This is a genomic window from Oligoflexus sp., assembly GCF_035712445.1.
Classification (GTDB): Bacteria; Bdellovibrionota_B; Oligoflexia; order Oligoflexales; family Oligoflexaceae; genus Oligoflexus.
The window spans coordinates 1-20,855 of the sequence record NZ_DASTAT010000063.1; the positions used below are offsets into that span (position 1 = coordinate 1).

Here is a 20,855-nt window from a genome sequence, read left to right on the forward strand (position 1 = left end):
GCCCTTCATGCGCACAGATTCAAAAGCCTTAGTCTATAGTTTTTGAACTCCTTGAACCCGTAAGCCCTTCTCTGGCAAAGCTTTGCCTTTCGATTAAAGCCCTCAACGCGACCGTTGCTCATGCCTTTATGTCGGTGATAATTCAATATCTCCTCACGCCAATCGAGCAGGACTTTTCTGAGCTCGCGAACCTCCTTCTGCTTCGAGCGTCCCATCAGATCACAGATCCTGCCCAATGCTGTTTGAGCTCGTTCGTATCCACGCAGCCTGTAAAAACGGCGAATGGCTTCCTTGTATTCATACATCTCCTTAAGCTCAGGATGATGCGAAAGCCATTGCCAGACGACACGTCTTTCATGGCATTCAAGATCCTCCAGGTTGCGAAGAAGAAGCTTGCGCATCGGATGTGATCTTTTATCTCCAGTGATACGTTTGCGCAGCCGATTGACTTTCTTTGTGAAGAGTCTTTGAACATGAAAACGATCCGCAATCAGATCCGCGTTCGGAAACCAGTTCCTGGCAAGGGCCCGGTAGGTTGGTGAAAGATCCAGGGTGACCTGTTTTACGTTCTGACAGCCTTTCAACTTCTTCAGTCCTGGCTCAAGCTCGGCCCGTGAACGTCCTTCGATAAGTTCATAGACCCGCCGGTTTTTATGATCCACAATCATCGTCGCATAGATGGTGCCCTTGAAGCGGGGCTTGCGGATCGAATGTTCGTCGATCCCGATCGCAGCAGGCAAGGGATACTGACGTTTACGTTGATTGAGTTCAAGCTGACTGTAAGTCGCCCTGTAAACGGTATCTGCTGAGCAACGATGGGTTCTCTGGACCGATTTGAGATCTGAATAAAGCTCGGCCGCACGGCATACGCTCGCCTGAAATCTATAAGTCGTACGTCGGCCTTTGCCAATTCCCGGGACCGGTTCCATAAAAGGCTTGCGACAGGTGCTGCAAAAAAATCTTCGCTTGCGAATCAGCAAAAAAACACTCTTTGAACGCAGCGGCTCATCCTTGACCCGCACGTTGCGATGGTCGTAAATTCTATCAGCCTTTGATGCGCACTTTGGACAGACTTCGAAGTCAGAAGTCTTTTTGCAGGTCATCGTAATCGTGTTGCCGTAGGTGTCTTTGACTTCAGTAATTTGCAGTTCAGGAAGGAGAATGATCCGTGCTAGATTGTCCAAAGACATGGGGTAAATCCCTGATTTGGTTGATGTTGTGGCAAACCCAACCTAATTGGAGATTCCCCATGTTCCTATTTTCCTTTTCTTAATCGCACCCACACTCAACCGAGAAGACCCGCAAATACTGCCGTGAAGCAGCGAGCGACGGAGGATGGGCAAATAGTGGCTTTCAAGGTTACGCTCAATACGGAACCACTATGCAGGATGGCGAGACTGATAGGTGGGTATCTGTCGAATTAAGGAAACGGCTCGGCTGTCGTTGATGCACGTCCAATGAAGCAAGAAGTGAATGCGGTCAAAAGTCACACTTCTGTTGGCGGAGAATCTGAAATTTTCATGAAGCGCGGCAATTTCTTTTTAACGCTATATCCCGACGGGTCATGGCGTATGAAGGAAATCTGGATTTAATGACCCGTGCAATGTTCAGCGACTCTTACTGGCCAACGTATCACTTCCGACACATAAAACCGGAACCACGCCTTCACCAGATTTCTTCTCGGGATTCTGAAGTTCCAGTCACCATGGTTTTTTCTGCCCAATGACGTATGATTTTCATGAAGTTCCTGCCGGTGTCAGCATCGGGGCCAACAGCATTTGAAGCATGGCCAGTGCTTTTTGTTCACACCGCTGTAGGAACTCTTGCGGTACGCGCCTGGCCCTGCAGAAATATCAACCGCAACCGAATCAGACATAACTATATGTAATATCTAGTATTATAAGATATATTTTGTTTACCCTGAAGACTGTTGCGGGCTTACCGAGCAGGTCATAGCAGTTAATTTGAATCTATTCAAAGAGAGAACACTATGACAATTAAATGGATGTCCGAGAAGCGCGTAACATTCAAGGGAATAGAGGCGTCGCAAACTGGTCTCATCGATCGCTCGACATTTTTAAGGGATTATGGCTCTATAATTTACCGATCTCAATTCCGACGCCAGTCGTTTAAAACCCAAGTATTCCTGAACCCTGAGCTTGATTTCCCAAGAACCCGCCTAACGCATGCTATCGAAGTGGAACAAGTTGGACGACAACTGGCAAGGTACTTTGCTGGAAAAATCCCAGAACGGTTCTCTAACGTTCCCGATGGTTTCGCGCGGGATTTTGAAGATCTGGTAGCCGCAGCATCCCTGGCACATGACATAGGGCAAGCGCCATTTGGGCACAAAGGTGAAACCGTCCTCAATGAACTCATGAAGGACAGAGTGAAAGGGCAAGAAACCAATCACTTTGAAGCCAACAAGCAAAACGTTCGCATCCTTCTGGGAAGTATTGCCAGACAACCATTCGGGGTGACTTGCGCCCTTGTAGATGCCGTAATGAAATACAAAGCGAGTTCCTTTGAATCAGAAGCAAAAAAATACCCAGGACACTATTGTCATGAAAAGGGTATAGTCACTCAGATTTTTGAAGAGAACAATACGCTCCGACTGCGGCATCCAGCCTGTTACATCATGGAGGCGGCAGATGATATTTCGTACATTTCTGGCGACATTCAAGACGCATTGAAACTCGGTTTAATAACTGAAGGCGCAGCCGAGAACATTCTGACCAATATCCAACGTCTCAATCCTGACTTTAGTTTCGTCAGCCAAACCTGGGCCGCAATCCTTAGGGAGTGTCAAAGCGAGAATGATTATGCAAAAGTCTTAACTTACGTTCTTCGATCTCTGGTAAAATCGTGCCGAACCAATCTTGAAGGATTTATTCAGTCGGTATCCAAAGGCACCGACATCAATGAGCTACCAGCCTTGATGGACAGATACTTCAGTGAGAAAAAATGTGATCTGAATATATTGTATGCAAATCATTCTGAAAATCTCAAAGAAACCAAGAAGAGAATATATAAAGACCATATTTTGATGGATTCAGAAATCGCCAGAAATGAGATTCTGGCAGAAAAAGTCATCCGCGACTTGTGGAATGCTGCATCGGAAAGCCTCCTAAAGAAGGACTTTGAAAAACAAGGTCTCTTCAAACTAATGCCCGTCCATGTTCAAAACCACATCAAAGCCGCTCATCAGAATCAAGACTATGAAAGTCAAAAATATCAGATCGTAGCTGACTATATTTCTGGAATGACAGACCGCTATGCAATCAGCATATGGCGTAAGATATTTGATCCCTCTACGCTTAAATTCACCTAGATCAACCGAGAAATAGAAGGACTGTTCCGATCCTTCCATATTCTCCTAAATTCCACAGCACCCCAATTGTCGATGAGTCGGCTTTCGGAAGCAGAAGCACCAATATCTCGCTTAAACGGGCCAAGTCTTGATGCTCCGCGAATCCACGCGGGTGGCTTTTGGCCCAATCCGTGAATTGGGTTCTGATGTCCTGGAGCAGACCTTGCGGTCAGTAGGGACCATCAGCACGATGGCGAGACAGGAACGTGATTTTTTGTCCAGATAGAACCGGCCTAGGGTATCCCCGCATCGACCTCAAAAAAAACATGGTATCATAATGATTCCTTGTAGGGCCTCATGGCCAGGGCAAAGGAAATTGAGTCCGCTATCCAAAAACCCGCTTCCCAAAAAAACCCGCTTCCCAAAAAAACCCGCTTCCCGAAAAAAACCGCTTCCCAAAAAACCGCTTCCCAAAAAAACCGCTTCCCAAAAAACCCGGGAAAACCCATCGTGATAAACTCTATTGTGCACAATATGGTTTCGGATTCTTGAGAGCCGACTTTGTGATCGACCTGCGTTGACCAGCAGCCTATCTGGTCCGAATCCTGGCACACAGGTGGCTACTACGGTAGTCCCTTTTAAGAGCACCAGGATTTTCACTGCACCTTCAAATTTTTCAAAATTCAATCGCCCAGAAAAAATTAACCTAAGCGGAGTTGAAAGGTCCAGAAGCATGTGCCACCATTTTCATTTACAGCCAAAGCATTGAACCCCTCAGGTGAGTCTAAAAAAAATGGGACTTCTGGATGAACTTCCTGCAGATTGGCGTGAAAAAATAAGTGAACGGGTTGATCCAAAGGATATTCAAAAGATCGAAAGAAACCTTGCGTATGCCGGAAAAATTTGTCCTGAAAGGGATGATATCTTCAAAGCGTTTCATCTTTGCCCGTTTGAGAGTGTGAAAGTCGTCATCGTTGGGCAAGATCCGTATACGCGTGGTGAGGCTACAGGCTTGGCTTTTGCAGTGAAGCGGAAAAAGAAAATCCGCCCAAGCCTTAAGAATATCTTTCGTCGTATCGAAGCCAGCACTGGCACACGGCCACAGGATACTGAACTCGAAGGCTGGGCGCAGTAGGGGGTACTGCTCCTGAACTCGATCCTCACGGCGGACTTCGGAGCGGGGAAAGCAGGATCTCATCGCCATTGGGGATGGCAAGCGATGACTGGAGCCGCAATTGATGCACTGAAGTAGAAAAGCAGTCCGGTAATATTTCTGGTATGGGGCCGACATGCTGAAAAGGTTGTTGGAGATGTTCTAAAGCCGCATGAGGCGCTGGTGACCAGCCATCCGTCACCCAAGTCCAATCGCAAAGGCTTTTGCGCCTCTGATCAATTCTCTCGAACGGGTAGATTTGTGAACTGGAAAGCATGAGCAATATATCCAAGGAGTGACCTTGATGAACAGTGATCTCAATCGAGCGGCCTGTTTGCGAATAGTACAGGAAATCGAAGCAGACTATCAACAAGCACCAGGGCTAATCCTTACGGAAAATGACCTTCAATGCATTCTGCATTCGCGTCTCTCGCAGGCTTTCACAAGGGGGAGAACTGTGGAAGGATACAGAGCCTCTCCAGTCCACGGCGAGGTAAGCTGGTACGACCAGGATGAACGACTGGCGATAAAACCTGACATATCAATTTTTGAAACCGAGAACCTGCAGCTATTCGATCGGCCAGGGATGAAGCTTCCAAGCAAAGGCTTCGCTGGAAGAGGTAGTGCGATCATGTTCGAGTTAAAGTTTTTTCGCTTTGTGAAAGGGCCATCCAAGTCTCAACTTGCTGGCGTTTGGAAAGATTTGGAAAAAATCCAGGGATTGTTTCAGCGATTACACCGCCAAGGACCTACAGGTATGGTTCATTGCTTTTTTGTGGTATTTAGCAAGTCAAGTATTGGTGAGGAGCAGATAAGCCAGACCTTTCACGATTTTAGTCGGACTTCGACCAATGCCTTTCGGGATAACGTCACGTTTAGAGCCTGCACCGGTAACGCAGAAATCCATACGCAACAGCGTCGTCGGCATGGCGAAGGTGCCTAACTTCCAGGGGATGAAGATAGGGGAAAGCGGCATTCACATGGAGAAACGAATATGAAAACCACTAAGTCGGGTTTCACTGAAGCGCAGCGCTTACAGTTCAGAGCAAAATTGATGGAAATGGTCGTGGCATTTTCGGAGGAAACAAAACACCCACCCGAGGCTGTAGTTCTTGAACTTCGCTATTTTCATGAGGGAGCGTCTAATCCCTATCGGACAAATGCTTCAGCCAAGGATAAAAAGGCAAGCCTGGAATTCCACCAAAACAAATGTCAGGGAGCCGAATGTGGATGTTCTTTGGTGGGAAAGGAAATCCACTACCATCATAAGAAACGTGGTTTCCCAGGGCAGCACGAACCAGAGAACTTGGTGCCAATGTGTATTGAATGCCACGATAAAACTCATGGCGCATCAAAAGGCAGCCTATCAAAGGGATCTATGAAACGCTCGAAGTAGTCTCGATTAAATATTCTCAATTGCAAACGTCTATTGAGCAGGATCAGTTGCCAATGCCTAAAGAACGACAGCGAGTGTATTTCGATGGGGCTGAGAACTGGGACAACGATCCCCGATTCGTGACTCGCTTAGATCACGCTTTTGGGAGAGTTCACCAGTTCATTTTCCATCCTAGAATTGTCCTCTTGCTTATCGTCATGTTTTTCTTCAGCCTATGCTTTATAATTTATCCTCTGGACCCGAAGCGTCTGGCCGATTGGATCGTTGGTGCTGTTGGGACCAGCTTTTTAACTTACGTCGGCCTCGTCATCACAGTGTTCTGGAACCTGGATTCGGTTTACGGCAGAAAGTGGCAACTCTTCTACGAACAGTGGTATGAAGTAAATAGGATGCAACCTGGCAATGCGCAGGATGAGCAGTTCTGCAATCTGAACATGGACATCATCACAATGAAACTGTGGGGAGATCCAGCTATCTCTGCAACTTTCAAAGAAGACCTGGAAGTAGCGATTCGCAATGTTTTGAAGGATTCCCCTGAAACCGATGTCGAGAGTGCCATAAATAAGTTGCGTCGGAGGGAAATGGATGTTTATGAAGCCCACGACTACTTTGCAAGAAGTTGCGCAGAAGCTGATTCTGAATACTACGAAGAGCATATAGACTCAGGTTCATCATCTGACGGAAGCATTGGTTTGTCTTCCAACCGCAGACGCATGATCTGTCAGAGGAAACTCAAAAAACCCTTCTCATTCCGGCCCACTCATCAAAAACAGCACACCTAAATCATAGCGCATTTTTTTAAATGTTATTTGAGGTCAAGCCGGAGGTCAATCCGATCCAAGCCCGGTCCATAACCATCAGGTTTCCTGCTCACCACCTCGAATCCAAGGCTTTGGTAAAAACCCAGACTGTGCTGGCTGGTGTCCATGATGATTGCATTGGCTCCAGCCTTCTTTGTCGCATCCAGGCGCTGCGTAAAAAGAAGCCGACCAACGCCCTGGTGATGGACATAACTGCAAACTATACCCCGTGCCAGTTCAGCGACATTTTTTTCTATTGCAAAACTAAATCAGACAAGCAGACCTGATGTTGGCCATTTGTCACGATGAACTACGGGTACTGGCCTTCCTGAAGGTATTTCAAGAACCCATCGCGTTCGTGTGCTGCGAAATATTTTGGGCAGTTCCAGTCGAAGATCGCGAGGCACTCGCTGAGGCGGGAGCGACCTGTCTAGCCGGCCACGGCCCTACTCTCACGTTGCTATGATTATTTTTCTGAAAACCTTAGCAAGGACTTTCCAAACAATTGTGCTGCCACGCTCTAATTTAAAATACGCTCACGGTATAATGCTATCAAAAATATATTGAATAGCCTCGTTCTCAGAATATTTCGCAAGACCTGTGATTGGGTCTTTTGTTCAGGCGGTTTTCGTCCATATAGAGCGAATAGCCATTGTTAGCCAGAAAAAACCAAGCAGCAAAGATAGCCGTGCGTTTGTTACCATCCATGAAGAATTGGCCCTCTGCGATTCGATACAACAAAAGTCCAGCCATTCTCTCAATTGGCAGATGCATATATCCTGCTTGCGACTGATAGAAAATCCCCGCAAGACAGCCACTCAAATCCCCGGCTCTTACAAGCCTATGCTGCTGTTTGCAAGCAGGGTCTTTTCGGTGCACATCCTCAATTGCTCGGCGGTTCAGGCCTTCCACCTCCCGGGACTGGAGTTCGATGAGCCTTATCATTTTGCCAGTTTGTCCATGAGCGAACTGTTATCCCGCAGAAACTTGTCCATTTCATCATCTGTTACAGGTCCCCTTTGCTGAGCCGTAAGGCGCAAACGAGGATCTATGAGCCACGCTTCTAGAGCTTGATTCATGATGAAAGTGAACGAAAGGCCTGGGTTCTTTTGGATAATGTCATCGACCTTCTGAGCAAGATCAGGGCTGATATTAAAGCTTTTCTTGATGGGCATATTCATAACCGAAGCTCCTTCCACCACCAGATCTATCAGTATTATCGGGTAATATCCAGTAATACTTTAGAGAATCCCAATTAACTCCATTTTTTCAATAACTTAATGAAATCCGAGAAAGGGGGATTATCACCTGACACCCTGCGGGCCTTGTGGGGAGCTTTGGACAAGCGAGAAAACGTCTGAAAGGTCTTTGCATCTTCCTGCAGTAGGCGGATTCATGTTTCCGTGCAGCCAGACCTATACGACTTTGGCGAGAGACATATCCACATAAAGCGCTCGCGGCAGGACCATCTTCAAAGTAAACGCCACGTGCTCGGGATCCTTGACATCCAGAAGCTCAATAAAAAGCCAACCGCCCTGGTCCTGCAGGAATGTGCGAACGGCGTCCATTCCAACACCACGACCGGAGATTTCGCTGACTTCATCTTTGGTGGAAAATCCTGGCTGCACGATCAGGTCGGCTATGATCCTGGGATCCTGAGTATCTTCTGATATGAGGCCTCGCTCGACGCCTTTCTCCAGGATGCGTTTTAAGTTCATCCCGCGGCCATCATCCGCGAAGTAAATCACGAGGCCGTCGGCCTCGCACGAGACACGGAACTTGATATGTCCCGTCGGGTCTTTGCCAGCAAGGAGGCGCTCGTCCGGCTTTTCCAGACCATGATCCATGGCGTTACGGAACAGATGGAGGAGACAGCTATGCAGAACATCACCGGCTTTCTCCATCAACCAGACCTCGCCCTCGTCGATGAGAATGCTCGGCATGTGTTTGCCCAGATCACGCGCCATGGAATCCAAACCGGGTTTCAGCTCATCGACGATGTGCGAGAGGCGAACCGAACAATGCGTCACCAGGAGGCTTCGGGTTGTATTGAGAGCGTCCTGTTCCGTATGATCCAGATGCCCGGTTTGAATCAGTTCCAGCTGATTGATGGCCCGCTCGACGACTCGCTTCGACATTCGGATATCACGTTGCTCCAAATCCCATCCAAGCTTTTCTTCAGCCAGCTTAAGATAGGTTTGAAGAATGAATTCCAGCTGATCAATCTCAAAAAGCAGAGATTCTTTGTTCCAGCGGCTCAAGTCCTGCCGGAGTTCGACATAAGTCTGTTCAACCATATGGCTGGCATCGGCGAGGCTCTTCAGTTGATAACTGCGAGCACCGCCTTTCAAAGTGTGCATATTAACAAAGAGCCGTTTGAGAAGTTCATGCCCCATCGCGCTTGCATCCAGCAGCAGGGTCCTGTTCTCTTCAATGAAACTGCGAGCCTGCTTCGTAAAGCGCTGAAAGCGGTCTTCCGGCACATTCAGCACTTCCAGCAGCATGCGAAGATCCCGATCCTTTTGCTGGGCCTCGCGCTGAAATCCTCGAATATCCGTGACATCCCGAATGCTCACCAGGAGCTTCTCGATTTTCTGACTCTTGTCCAGGATAGGCGCCCAGTCCACTTCAAGAATCCGGTCCAGCGCGGCCTGGGGGATGGTGAGGCTGATTTCTTTGACAAGGTTGCCTTCATTCAATCCAAAACTGAGAACGTCCTCGCCCAGGCAGGCTCGGATAGCCTCGCGGACTTGATTTTTCTCGTCAGCGGTCAGATTGCTGGAATCCAAAAGCAGCTCGTCGATCGTCCGATCCGTGACATCACTCCTGGCGAGCAGCTGCTCAAGATAGGCTGAAGTTTGATCATCCGATTTCGAATTGGAGGCGCGTAGGGAAAATATCCCTTGTCGAATGCTGCTCAGTATGGATTTGATATCCCGAGTCTGGCGATCGACTTCGTCGCGGAGCTGGCGGCTCAGATGCTCAGCTGTCCGAAACGCCGAAGCGAAGCGAATCCCCACGATCTGACTCTGCATGAAAAGGAAGATGGCGAGACCATACTGTGTGTTCACGATGGATCCCGGCAGGATGCCCCGCGCGATCAGGACATCAAGAGTCGTCGCGCCGACGAGACAGAAACAGCCAATCAGCGAGAATACTCCTCCGAGCTCGCGCGACCAGGCGGCCCGGGCCGCAGTGATCACAACCATGGCACATCCGCTGAGAAGGATGATTTGCCCAAGGAAAGCCGTCCTGGAAAATACACCTGTCGGAGTCAGAAAGACAAAGGCTCCATAGAGGAGGCAGACCAGCGTCAGGGTTAGAAACGCACGGAGCGAAAGGTGTGACGCGAAAGTTTCGCGTAGAAATCCCGTGATGAAAATAAGAGGCAAAACCATCGAGCTATAGAAAGTCTTGTACTGGACATCCAGATTGAACTGTCCAGGTCCATCGAAAAAGAGCGGGCAAAGGCTTCTCCAGACGACGATCACGCAAAAGATGCAAAGATAAAGACTGGCCTTATCCCGGCGGTTTCGCATGAAAAATGTAAGGTTATAGAAGGCCAAGGCCAGGATGATGCCGCTGATGATCGTGGAAAGCGTGCGTTCCTGCAAAGCCTCTTCGATTTCCTGATGCATTTCATTCAGGACCGGGGCCGGTGAAATCCCTCCTTTGGAAAAATGGAAGTTGCTCATCTGAATAAGCACATAAAAATCTTCCGTATTCCGAATCGTGAGATGGGTCGGCGGCAGAGTCTGGATATACGGAATGGAATGCTCTGAATCCACCCCCGGCTGCCCCTGGTTGATGACATTGCGTGTGGCGACAGGATCCGCGACATTGAAAACGAGAATGCGGGAGCTGGCGTGGAGGCGCGTCCGTGATAGGCTTGGTAAAATTTGCTTCGCGCTGCCTTTCACGCGCAGAAGAAAAGTGCCATATCCTTGCATGGGCAAGGGCTCGCCTTGGGCACTGCGAGCATCCGCAAAAAATCCTGGTATTTTGATGCCTACGGCCTCGTTTTGAAGCTCGGCCCAATCCCGTGACGCCACACTCTCCGTCAGAAATTGATTCCAAAAGAAGAGCCATTCTCCATCGAGACTGATAGCCCCATCCACGGAAAAGTCCCACTGGCTGAGGTCCAGGACTCCGCTCACAGCACGGGGCGCTGTGTGGTTCCTCTGATGGGACGACCGCGACGTGAACCACACCAATCCCCAAAGGAGCAGTGCAGGTGGCAGCAAAATGCGTAACATGGGAAGAATTTTCACGGGTACGCCCTCTGTCATGATCATACCATGAACTCTGGCGTTCCTATTCCCGCTTCCCCCCTTCGTCATGCCAAACTGCGGATGACCGTATGCCGTAGAGCTGACCCTTCCAAGCCCCACAAAATGATCGCCCAAAGAATTAATTCATGATGAACAGGCACGCGGCATCTTCCATTATCTTTTCAAGCACAGACGGAGCCGCGACTGCATGAAGCCCGCACAAAGCCCGATTGCTCACGGCAGCACATCCTTTGTTAAAACGCTTAACAAGCAAAGTTTGACTTCAATGTGCGCACTGGATACTTGTCAGCCATCACTCTCAAAGCAGGACTATTCGAGCCCTGCATTATGAGGAATCTTCATTACAGAGGTTTTATTATGACAATTCGTGCGGCTTTTTCATGGGTTTTTGCGAGCTGGGTGGGCCTTACGGGGCTTGCGGTTCAAGGACAGGCGGATGTGCTGGTGAAAGCGGAGAAGCATCCGGCTGGTGAGTTTCTTTCCACCAACTGGACCTTTTATAACGACACCACACTCCTTTGGAGCATTAACGGCTACAGCGACTCCATCTTCTTTGGAGCCGGCACCCAGGTGGCTTTGCCCTATAACGCCAACTACACGTTCGCCAATAGTGCGATCATCAGCTACGACCAGCGCAAACTTTACGAAGTACCAGCCGGCATGACACTGAAAACACCGGACTACGTCCCCACTCGCCCTGAAACCCGTCCACCTCAAGAACCCGCGGATCCTGCCTACTGCATCGAATATAAGAATGGCCGCGGCGTTCACTGCCTTGTGGAAACCAATGATCCACAGCATTCCGGTGGCTATGCGTCGGTGAACGTTTCCGTCTCAGGATCCGGCTCGGGCTCGGGCACCGCGACGGTTGAAGGCTGCAACGCCATCGCCACCGGCTCGGCTGTTGTGATCGGATACGGCAGCGCGCATGTGGAATCCACAGCCGTGGCCTGGGGTTGCCGTCAGAACTGAATATTTTCCATGAAGTTCGCAGCCGGATGCGCGAGGCGGGCTACGGTCGCCACAAGGTCAAGAGCATCCAGAGGTTTGGTGAGATGCGCATCGAAGCCGGCCCTCTGGGTATGCTGCCGTTCATCGGCCATGGCATGCGCCGTCAGAGCCACAATCGGCCTGTGAAAGCCGCGCTCGCGGAGGATTTGAATCGCTTGGTAGCCGTCCATCTCGGGCATCTGGATATCGAGCAGGATAATGTCATAGGCCTGTGACATGGCCAGTTCAATCGCGTGAACGCCATTGGCGGCCGTGGCCACGAGAGCCCCGCTGCGAGCCAGAAAACTTTTGACCAGGAAAAGATTGTCCGGCGAATCATCGACGGCCAGCACACGCAGGCCCCGCAACTGAACCGAATCAAGCGGCACGGGTGCAGGGCTTTGGGCCTGATCCTCGGTGGTCTGCGCTTCATGGGCCGAGAATTCCACGCAGAAGATCGAACCTTTCTCCGGTTCCGTATAGGGAATGCTGATGCGCCCACCCAATGCCTCGGCGAGCCTCTGCGAAAGAGCCAGACCAAGGCCCGTGCCTCCGAATTTTCGCATCGTCGTCTGATCGGCCTGCGTAAACGGTTGAAACAGTCGCGCGCTCTGCTCCGCAGTCAGGCCGATGCCGGTATCACGGACCTCGATCTTGAGGCGCCACTGGTCAGCAGTTCGCGCCGCCTCGATAATCAGATCCACGCGACCTTTCGGAGTGAACTTCACGGCATTGCTCACGAGGTTGACCAGGATCTGCCTTAAACGCAGGGGATCCGACGCAATGCGTTCAGGAACACCGGGCCTGATATCGGCCGTCAGAAGAAGATGCTTTTCATGCGCGCGCTCTTTAAGAAGCGCGAGGACGTCCTGAATCAGCGTCGGCAGCGAGAAATCGAGCACATCCATTTCCAGGCGCCCGGCCTCGACCTTGGCCAGATCCAAAATATCATCAATGATGCGCGTCAGAGCCTGGCCGTTGCGGACGATGGTATCCACAAAAACTTCCCGCTCGGACTCAGGCAGATTGGGGTCGCGAAGCAGCGCGCTGAAGCCCAGGATCGCCGCCAGGGGCGTGCGGATCTCATGGCTCATGTTGGCGAGAAAATGGCTCTTGGAAAGACTCGCGGCCCGCGCTTCATCCCGGGCCTTCACCTTATCCGTGACATTGATCGAATGACTGAAGACACCATAGGGCTTGCCTTCGGCATCATGGATGCGCGTTACGCTGAAATCCACGAAGCAGTCTTCCAGGGGCCCACCCAGTGAGCGGGAGAACCTGGATTGAAATTCATGGGCCGTGAAGGTTTCGCCGGTTTCAAAAACCCGGCGCAGAATGTCGACGATGGGCTGGTTGATCAGCTCCGGCATCGCTTCGGTCAAGGGCTTTCCGACAAATTTTCGATTTTGGAAAAAAAACTCGAACTGCGGATTGACCAGTTCGAAAATAAAATCAGGCCCTTTCCAAAGCGCCATCGGCGCTGGCGAATCGCGGAAAATCACTTCAAATTTATGTTTCTCCGCGGCGAGCTTCAGCTCGGCTTCTTTCCGTTCGGTGATATTGCGTGACGTTCCGAAAAAACGCAGAGGCTTGTTTTCATCATCGCAGGTGATTTCACCCTGCACCTCGATCCAGACCAAACGCCCATCCGAAGGTCTTATGACCCGGCACTGGGCCGCATAAGGCTCACGATGCATCACAGCCCGCCGACCTTCGACATGAGTGGCCTCACGATCGTCCGGATGGATCATACTTTCCAGCTCATCCGGCGTCAGAGTCTCGGCCTCGGTTCCCCAGTCGAGCCGCATCTGTCGATTCAGATGAATTACATCCTGCTGCAGATCCCAATCAAAGAAACCAACCTTGGAAACCTTCATCGCCCGATGGAGCTGCTCTTCGGTCTGCCTGAGCCTTTTTTCGCTGCGCTCACGCTTCGTGCGATTCACGACCCTATCGGTCACATCATAATGCACGGCGATCACGCCATGAGCCGGCGCACCCGCCTCGCCGAGCGGGAAATAACTGATATCCACCCAACGGAACTGGCCTCGGGGATCAAGGGATGGTGGAACGGCCACCTCGTTCGCATAGCAGGGCATGCCGGAGCAATAGACGTTTTCGATGATGGGCAGGTAATACTTCAGCTCATCTGGCGCAAAAATTTCATCAAGGGTCTTGCCCAAAACAGAGCGGCCGATGAAACTTTCATAAGCATGATTGGCAAATGTGATAAGTTTTTCAGCACCGGACAAAATGCAGACCGGCGTGGGAACGAGCTGGAAAAAATCAAACAAACGCTGCTGAGTAGCGTGTTCGATGTGCTCATGGGTGGCAGCAGCAGCCTCCAGATAACGGTCCAGAAAGCGATGCATGCGATCGCTCATGATACGTCCTGGAAGGAAACGGCTCAGCACAGCCCTCAGAAGGCTGAGTTCGCTGATGAGAGACGCCAAAGGCAGCTTCATCCAGGCAGGAGGAGGCACACATTCACGGTGATCCTCATGATCCAAAGCGTCAAGCAGACAATCGAGCAGCTCAGGGAGAGCAGGCGCAAGGCACGACGCTGGAATGCTGTGCGCCTGCAGCGTCTCGGTAAAATCGGCTAGAATCTGGTGCTTCATCGGCCGCAGAAGCGCGGCAGCACTTGGACTGCTGATGGGCTCTTGCGATTCCATGACCCCTCTCCTCCACATTCTCCGTACCCTGACGCTGGTTCTAACAGAAAAGCGGTCAGCGGGGAATCAAAGGGTTCAAAGTCGGCCCGTGTTGAATCGCTATTCCAAATGGACTTCTCGCAATTTTTCCAGGATTTCAGGGGCTTAATGGAAAAAGATTCACAAAGGCCGCAAGCGAAGCGGCACTGGACTTATGAATTCGCTTTTTTACTCTGCATTTATGTTGGCTTACACCAAATGCCCAGGCTGCCTCTGTTTCTTTTGGCCGGAACCCTTTGATTCAAGACGATCGAAGGCTGAATAGATCCAGGATTTCAGGGGGCTGGAGGGCATGAGAACGGTACGAACATTGCTCTTTTTGAAGGACAGTCAAGCCTGGCGAGGGAACTTATCATGAAAAAGATCAGCGGTGATTTTATCCGTTCGGTGGAACAGAAGACGGAAAATAGCTGCGCAGCCTTCTCGGGCACGCGCGTCGACCTTCTGCAGACACTGCTGGGAAACCTTGCCCTTCATCCAATCGATACTCCCACCGCGGCCCTGGAAGCCTTTTTCACGGTCCTGAAAATCATGGACCTCGATATCAGCCTGCAGGCCCTGAAAGAAAGGGACAAGCAGCAGCTGAGGGAAACGGCGGAGCGCTGCCTTCTTTTCTGTCAAATTCAACCCGTCTCCTCGCAGAACAGCTGGCTCTATTCCAAACTCCACCTGAAATTCGCCGAGCATAAACTCCAGGGCGGGGCCCACTGGGAAAGTTTCGTGCACAGCATGATCGCTGATCACATGGGGCGGGATGGTCGCGACTGTGTGGAGCTCTCACCGCTTTTGCGAGGCACTCAATCCTGGCGTCTTGGTCATATCCGGGTCGCGCAGGTGACCCTTGCCGTCTACGATCACGATGTGCCCGAGGATCGCGAGGAGCATTGGCAGGCGATGCGTCTTCTCCTGCGCCTTCAGCGTTTGAGCGGGGACGCGGAGCAGCTCGAAGCCCGTCTTCACCTTCTGCAGAATATCTTCCGCCAGGACGCAGATAAGGCTCTGGCCTTGGAGTACGAGGAAGCTGTCACGCACATGCGTCAGACCGGAGATCCGAAAAACCTGATGCTCTGCCTGAAGCGGAACAAGAATAAGCTCGATCCTCTGGATATGTTCCTGGGTCAGCTCTGGCTCTTCGCCTCGAAGCAGCGTGAGCCCTGGAAGGATTTAACCGGTTCAGTTCGGCAAAAGGCCAAGGAAAAAACCGAAGCGCTCTATCTTTTGGAGAGCCAGGCCAGTCGACTCGTTCAATTCATGGAGCAGCTCTATAACTCCGATCTGGCCATGCTGCATAAGATCGAAAGGATCGGGCGGCATCTGAAGGATCTTCATGAGCTGGCCGATCCGGAACTCTCACTCGTCTTCCTGGCCGCCGTGATCCGCTGGCTCTACCGCGGTCGCCAGAATCAGTTCGCGACTGTCCTGACCGATGAATACCGTGCGCTGTCGCTCCGTTACTCCGATGGCCAGACCGAAGATGGACTCGGCCTGATCAATGAGATCGTGAACGTTCTGCCGGTCGTGTCCAGCCGCAATGATGAGCAGGATGATCATCAGCTTTATGTCGGCCGCACCCCGCGTATTCTGAAAATCACCCGGCTCATGGCGCGCTCGGCGTATATTTCCTCGAAAATGCGAGGCCCGGCCCAGGAGCATGTGCCCGAGGAATTCTTGCATGAGCTGGAAAAGGCCATGGGGGAACTCAAAGGTCCCATCATGAAATTCGGGCAAAGGCTGGCCTTCAATGGTCGCCTGACGCCGACTCACCGCGAAATCATGCAGAAGATACTGTCCACCGCTCCTGCCCTGCCCTTTGCCGTGATGCAGGAACGCCTGGAAAAAGATCTGGGCAAAAGCATCGACGACGTCTTTGCTGAATTCAATACGACCCCCATAGCCGTCGCCAGTATCGGCGAGGTTTTCCGCGCGCGTCTGCACGATGGCCGGGACGTGGCTGTGAAGGTGAAGTATCCCGGCATTGAAAAAATCGTGCGCACGGATATGTTTCTCATGAAGCTCCTGACCCCGTTCTATCGAAATTATTTGGATGGTGATGAACTCGCCCGCGTCCTGAAGGAAGTCGAGCAACGCTTCTATCGAGAATGCGATTACGTGCGTGAAGCGCGGCAGCAGATGGAAATACGCCAGCTCTTTGCCCATGAACCGGGCTTCATCATCCCGGCGGTGATCCCTGAGTACAGCACGGAGAATGTGCTGATGACGGAATACGTCGACGGCCCACGGATGGATCAGTTCATCCGCGAAGCGAGCCAGGAAGAGCGCAACGCAATGGCTGCGCGTTTTTTCAAATTCTCCGTCCTTGGCCCGATGAAATACGGCGTGATGCACATAGATCCGCATCTTGGAAATTTCCTCGTGCAGGGCGATAAGCTCGTGATCCTGGACTTCGGTGCTGTCTATCATCTGCCGCAGAATCTTCTCGAAGGCTATCGGCGCTTTGAACACTTCAGGGCCGGTGGCAACATTCCGAGCCTCTATGAACAGATGGTTGAGCTGCGGCACATCGATCCGAAAGCCGTGAGCCTGGAGCGCTTCAAGGAACGCATCGGCCCCATACTGATCAATCCCGTAGCCGATGATAGCGTGCGACCCTATGTGATGCCGGGGCAGATGACGCTTCAAACCTATCTTCAGGAATATGGCAAGGAAAAGGTCCTGGCTGTGGACGACACAACATTCTTTCCGGTGATCGTCTGGAGTTATTTGCCCGACATCTTCACCTGCTTCGGTGCGGAACTGAACTGGCATCAGGAAATGAAAACCATTCTCGGGGAAATTTGATCTGTCTTTATCGGCGCTTGACAGGGGTTCTGACGGACGTTTATCAGGACCAACTGTCAAGCCCCCTAAAATCCCCAGAAAGATCAGCGCTTTGATTCGCGAAGCCAGTTCCGGCTGCTGCCGCTGCTGCAAAGGCCCACCGCGCTAAACATCCATTTTTACAGCCTTACCGGGACGGTTCTTTTATTGCAACTCACTCCCTACAACATTGTTTGGGAGATGCAAGCATGCAAAGACCATGGGTCGTGGCTACACTCTTTTGCTTAAACGCAGCAGCCGCTGGGGCGTCCCCTGCGAATCTTCTGCCGGTCGCTCAAAAGCTGCCGATCACACCGGACAACTTCTGTCTTGGGGCGCAGAATGTTCTGAAAACGGCGAAGCAGGTTTTAACGGATGAGCTGGCGGTTCTTTGCACGGGGAATACCGCCACGACGCTCTTTAAAAACCTGATCGCCGCGCCCTATGCCGGCACCGGAACACCAGCCCTGACCCAGGTCTTTGCCCCACGGGCCGATAACAATGCCAGGACCAGTGAAATCATGGTGGCCTTTGCCATGCGCATTCCCAAAACAGCCGTGAATACGCTTTTGGTCGAGGAAAAGCACGCGATCGTGCCCTATGATTCGGAAGCCCAGCCGCCGCCCTTGGGCAATCAGCTCGCGAATATGAAGATGAGCTTTCAGTTCATGGAGCCGCCCAAAAATGAAGGGGATGCGGATACCACTTTTGCTTTGCAGCAGACCGTGGACACCCGGAGCGTCGCCGTGAACTTCAAGGATGTCAGCAACCATGAGCTGAGACAGTATATTCTGCATCCTGATAACTTTGATTTCTTCATGGCCGGCCGCACGCTTGTGGCCCCTACGGAACAATTCAAAAAATCAGTCGTGGTCCGGGGTTTCATGACTGATCCCGCTGATGCCACCAAAACCCTGGTCGTGACCGTGGCGCATTTTCTGATGAACAGCCGCGATCAGCACGAGCAGCTGGTGCTGGCGTTCAGCAATTTTCTGACGACCGACGTCAGCAAGCTCTATCAGGAACAAATCAAACCTTAACGAGGCAAGCGAGGGAGCATATATGTCAAGGTTTATGAAGTATGGAGTCAGCCTGGGGCTGATGATGCTGTGCGCCTGCGGGAAAAGCAGCAGTTTTGAAGGACAGAAAAAGGAAGGCGCGGCGGCAGGAGCTGAAACCAGTCCGGCGGGCGGCAATGCTCCTGGGTCGGCGCCAGCCGAGAAGCCCATCATTCCCATCAGCGTGGGGGATCGTCCGATTGAACAGGTTCTCTGTGAGGATGGTTTCAAACTCCTGAAGCTGATCGAGAAAAGCAGCAGCCTGAACGAGGATTTCAGCCTCGCCTGCACGCCCGATAAAACCACGGCCCTGTTTCAGGAGCTGATCGGCAAAGCCTATGCAGGGACAGGTGATCCCAATGTGAAGCTGGTTCAGTTCAAAGTCGGTGATCTCTTCGTCACCCGCATGATCGTGGCTTACGCGATGAAAGTGCCTTTGGCGGATCCCAGCATGTTCTACTCCCTGAAGGTCCATGATGCCCTGGCGTCAGGGATTCAGGAGAAAAACTCCGAGGTCGTGGGCCTTGTGGAATCGAGGAAGAATTTCCCGGGTCGCCGCAGCGTAGAGGAGATCATTCTGAATTATTCCCTGAATAAATCAGAAGGCGGGGGCCTTTTCGATAAACGCCGGACGGAATTCAATACCTATCTCTTGAATGAGTCGAGCACCGATGTGGTGCTGGCCACCGAGGAACTTCTGGGGGCCGAGACGAACAAGACCTATCATGATTACAAGGGGCTTTTGCTGGGTCTGAAGGCGGAGCCGGGTTATACCTACCTCGTCTTCATCAATGACTTCACCATTAAAAACCGTATAGATCCTTTGCGCCTGCAGCGGACTCTGATCGCTTTGAGTCAAGGCATGCAAAAGAAAATGTATAACTTCTTCACGAGCAAAGGAGCCCCCAAATGAAACACGCGCATATACTCGTCCTCTTTCTCATGGCCGCCTGCGGGGCTCAAAAGCCCAAGACGGAATCCGTGCCGAAGGCGGCAGCCCAGGCCCCGATCGGAGCCGCCGGGATTGATTACGCGGCGCTTTACTGTGCGAATGCGGTGAAGCTGAAACTCAGGACGGATATCACGACGGAAATCGACCTGATCTGCAAGGACGGCAAGCCCACGGAGCTGATGCAGGAATATCGGACCCGGGCCTTGGCTCAAGAACCGGGGAAGATCGACATCAAATTCCTGCAGCAGAAAAGCACCGAGGAAACCGATCGCTCGGAATTTACCGTGATCTGGGCCTTTCATGTGCCCATCCGGCCCTTCATAGTGAAAGCGCGTCCGCTTTATGATTACATAGCGAAAGGCTATCAGAACGCGGATGTGAGCTTTGCGGTGAAAGCCAACCGCCTCATGGATGCGCCTTTGGATTCGGGCCTTCATCTTTGGACGACGGAGATGGACTACGCCCTGCGCGTGAACGCTCTGCCTTCCCTTGCGATTACCAATGATCGCAAAACGCAGTATAACCTTTACCAGGTTTTGTCCGGTAATGAGGAGATGGGAATGGGTGTGGAGCATCTGGTGGCTTCACCTGATCAGACCTATAAGGTTTCAAACCTGGTGAATTTTTCGTTCAATGATGGGGATGGATATAACGATGGGAAGGGCGGAACGATTGTGATCAATATCCTTCGCTTCGACTTCAATAACCAGGGTTTCCCCAATACTGCGATTGAGACCATGACTTCTGTGGCCCAGGCCCTCGCTAACAATATGTACGAGGGTCTGAAACAGTAGACTCTGCTATTTCCCTATCAACCCAGGGATGCTGCGGTTGATAGGGTTTTTCTTTTTTCCATCACTTCGTCAGCTGCGCGTCCAAGGTGATCTTGGCATTCAGGAGTTTGGAGACCGGGCAATTGGCCTTCGCATCGGCGGCCAGTTCTTTGAATTTCTGCTCGGTGATTTCAGGAATGGAGGCTTCCAAAGTCAGCCTTGATTCCTTGATCGTGAATCCACTGCCTTCCTTATCCATGGCAATGACCGCTTTGGTTTTTAATTCACGGGCCTGAAATCCGGCTTCCGCCAGCTTAAAGGCCAGCGCCATCGAAAAGCAGCCGGCATGGGCGGCCGCGATCAGTTCCTCGGGATTGGTGCCGGGGCCCTGTTCAAAACGGGATCGAAAGCCATAGGGAACGCTCGTGAGGGCCTTGCTTTGAGTGGTGATTTCACCCTGACCGGATTTGCCGTCTCCACGCCAGACGATATTAGCTTCTTTCGTGATCATGGGAATACTCCGTTGTTGAAACCTCGCGGGAGTATCACATGATCCAGAGCCAAAGGCCATGATTCTGGGTGTTATTAGGCAGGATGGGT

Annotated in this window: 17 protein-coding genes; 11 read left to right on the forward strand and 6 right to left on the reverse strand. The window is 51.5% G+C overall.

Annotated features, from left to right (window positions below; genetic code table 11):
* Positions 1–5 precede the first annotated feature (5 nt).
* A complete protein-coding gene (locus VFO10_RS12880) occupies positions 6–1,190 on the reverse strand; it encodes an ISL3 family transposase (protein ID WP_325140729.1) in 1,185 nt (394 codons plus the stop codon).
* Between the two features lie 800 nt (positions 1,191–1,990).
* Between VFO10_RS12880 and VFO10_RS12885 the strand changes: the two genes are divergently transcribed.
* From VFO10_RS12885 to VFO10_RS31530, 6 genes are all read left to right on the forward strand, one after another.
* A complete protein-coding gene (locus tag VFO10_RS12885; RefSeq protein ID WP_325140731.1) occupies positions 1,991–3,331 on the forward strand; it encodes a dGTP triphosphohydrolase in 1,341 nt (446 codons plus the stop codon).
* Positions 3,332–4,103: 772 nt separating this feature from the next.
* The gene (locus VFO10_RS12890) at positions 4,104–4,445 is read left to right on the forward strand and encodes a hypothetical protein (protein WP_325140732.1); all 342 of its coding nucleotides are present in this window, start codon (positions 4,104–4,106) and stop codon (positions 4,443–4,445) included.
* Between the two features lie 322 nt (positions 4,446–4,767).
* A complete protein-coding gene (locus tag VFO10_RS12895; protein WP_325140734.1) occupies positions 4,768–5,406 on the forward strand; it encodes a hypothetical protein in 639 nt (212 codons plus the stop codon).
* A 51-nt stretch (positions 5,407–5,457) separates the two neighbouring features.
* A complete protein-coding gene (locus tag VFO10_RS12900) occupies positions 5,458–5,859 on the forward strand; it encodes an HNH endonuclease signature motif containing protein (protein WP_325140735.1) in 402 nt (133 codons plus the stop codon).
* 53 nt (positions 5,860–5,912) lie between these two features.
* The gene (locus VFO10_RS12905; protein ID WP_325140737.1) at positions 5,913–6,641 is read left to right on the forward strand and encodes a hypothetical protein; all 729 of its coding nucleotides are present in this window, start codon (positions 5,913–5,915) and stop codon (positions 6,639–6,641) included.
* A gap of 20 nt (positions 6,642–6,661) precedes the next feature.
* Positions 6,662–6,946 carry a hypothetical protein gene (locus VFO10_RS31530; protein ID WP_325140738.1) on the forward strand — a complete coding sequence of 95 codons (285 nt, stop codon included), beginning with the start codon at positions 6,662–6,664 and terminating at the stop codon, positions 6,944–6,946.
* Positions 6,947–7,238: 292 nt separating this feature from the next.
* On the opposite strand, the gene VFO10_RS31445 is transcribed toward VFO10_RS31530, so the two are convergent.
* From VFO10_RS31445 to VFO10_RS12920, 3 genes are all read right to left on the reverse strand, one after another.
* A complete protein-coding gene (locus VFO10_RS31445) occupies positions 7,239–7,604 on the reverse strand; it encodes a Fic family protein (protein ID WP_414697029.1) in 366 nt (121 codons plus the stop codon).
* The gene (locus tag VFO10_RS12915) at positions 7,601–7,840 is read right to left on the reverse strand and encodes a hypothetical protein (RefSeq protein WP_325140740.1); all 240 of its coding nucleotides are present in this window, start codon (positions 7,838–7,840) and stop codon (positions 7,601–7,603) included. The genes VFO10_RS31445 and VFO10_RS12915 overlap by 4 nt, the downstream gene beginning before the upstream one ends.
* Positions 7,841–8,074: 234 nt before the next feature.
* Positions 8,075–10,915 (reverse strand): 7TM diverse intracellular signaling domain-containing protein, encoded by a 2,841-nt coding sequence (locus VFO10_RS12920; RefSeq protein ID WP_325140742.1) that lies wholly within the window; start codon positions 10,913–10,915, stop codon positions 8,075–8,077.
* Between the two features lie 393 nt (positions 10,916–11,308).
* Between VFO10_RS12920 and VFO10_RS12925 the strand changes: the two genes are divergently transcribed.
* Positions 11,309–11,923 carry a hypothetical protein gene (locus tag VFO10_RS12925; RefSeq protein ID WP_325140744.1) on the forward strand — a complete coding sequence of 205 codons (615 nt, stop codon included), beginning with the start codon at positions 11,309–11,311 and terminating at the stop codon, positions 11,921–11,923.
* On the opposite strand, the gene VFO10_RS12930 is transcribed toward VFO10_RS12925, so the two are convergent.
* Positions 11,914–14,616: an ATP-binding protein gene (locus VFO10_RS12930; protein ID WP_325140746.1), complete on the reverse strand. Its 2,703-nt coding sequence runs from the start codon at positions 14,614–14,616 to the stop codon at positions 11,914–11,916. The two genes, VFO10_RS12925 and VFO10_RS12930, sit on opposite strands and share 10 nt — an antisense overlap.
* A gap of 393 nt (positions 14,617–15,009) precedes the next feature.
* Here VFO10_RS12930 and VFO10_RS12935 point away from each other — a divergent pair, with 393 nt between their 5' ends.
* The 4 genes from VFO10_RS12935 (at position 15,010) to VFO10_RS12950 (ending at position 20,276) form a co-directional block, all read left to right on the forward strand.
* Positions 15,010–17,454, forward strand: coding sequence for an AarF/ABC1/UbiB kinase family protein (locus VFO10_RS12935; protein WP_325140747.1), 2,445 nt, complete (start codon positions 15,010–15,012; stop codon positions 17,452–17,454).
* Between the two features lie 227 nt (positions 17,455–17,681).
* A complete protein-coding gene (locus VFO10_RS12940; RefSeq protein ID WP_325140748.1) occupies positions 17,682–18,512 on the forward strand; it encodes a hypothetical protein in 831 nt (276 codons plus the stop codon).
* A gap of 22 nt (positions 18,513–18,534) precedes the next feature.
* Positions 18,535–19,443: a hypothetical protein gene (locus VFO10_RS12945; RefSeq protein WP_325140750.1), complete on the forward strand. Its 909-nt coding sequence runs from the start codon at positions 18,535–18,537 to the stop codon at positions 19,441–19,443.
* Entirely contained in the window at positions 19,440–20,276 is an 837-nt protein-coding gene (locus tag VFO10_RS12950) for a hypothetical protein (protein WP_325140752.1), read from the forward strand. Before VFO10_RS12945 ends, VFO10_RS12950 begins: the two co-directional genes overlap by 4 nt.
* A 61-nt stretch (positions 20,277–20,337) precedes the next feature.
* Here the strand turns inward: VFO10_RS12950 and VFO10_RS12955 are convergent, their stop codons facing one another.
* Positions 20,338–20,766, reverse strand: coding sequence for an OsmC family protein (locus tag VFO10_RS12955; protein WP_325140754.1), 429 nt, complete (start codon positions 20,764–20,766; stop codon positions 20,338–20,340).
* Positions 20,767–20,855 lie beyond the last annotated feature (89 nt).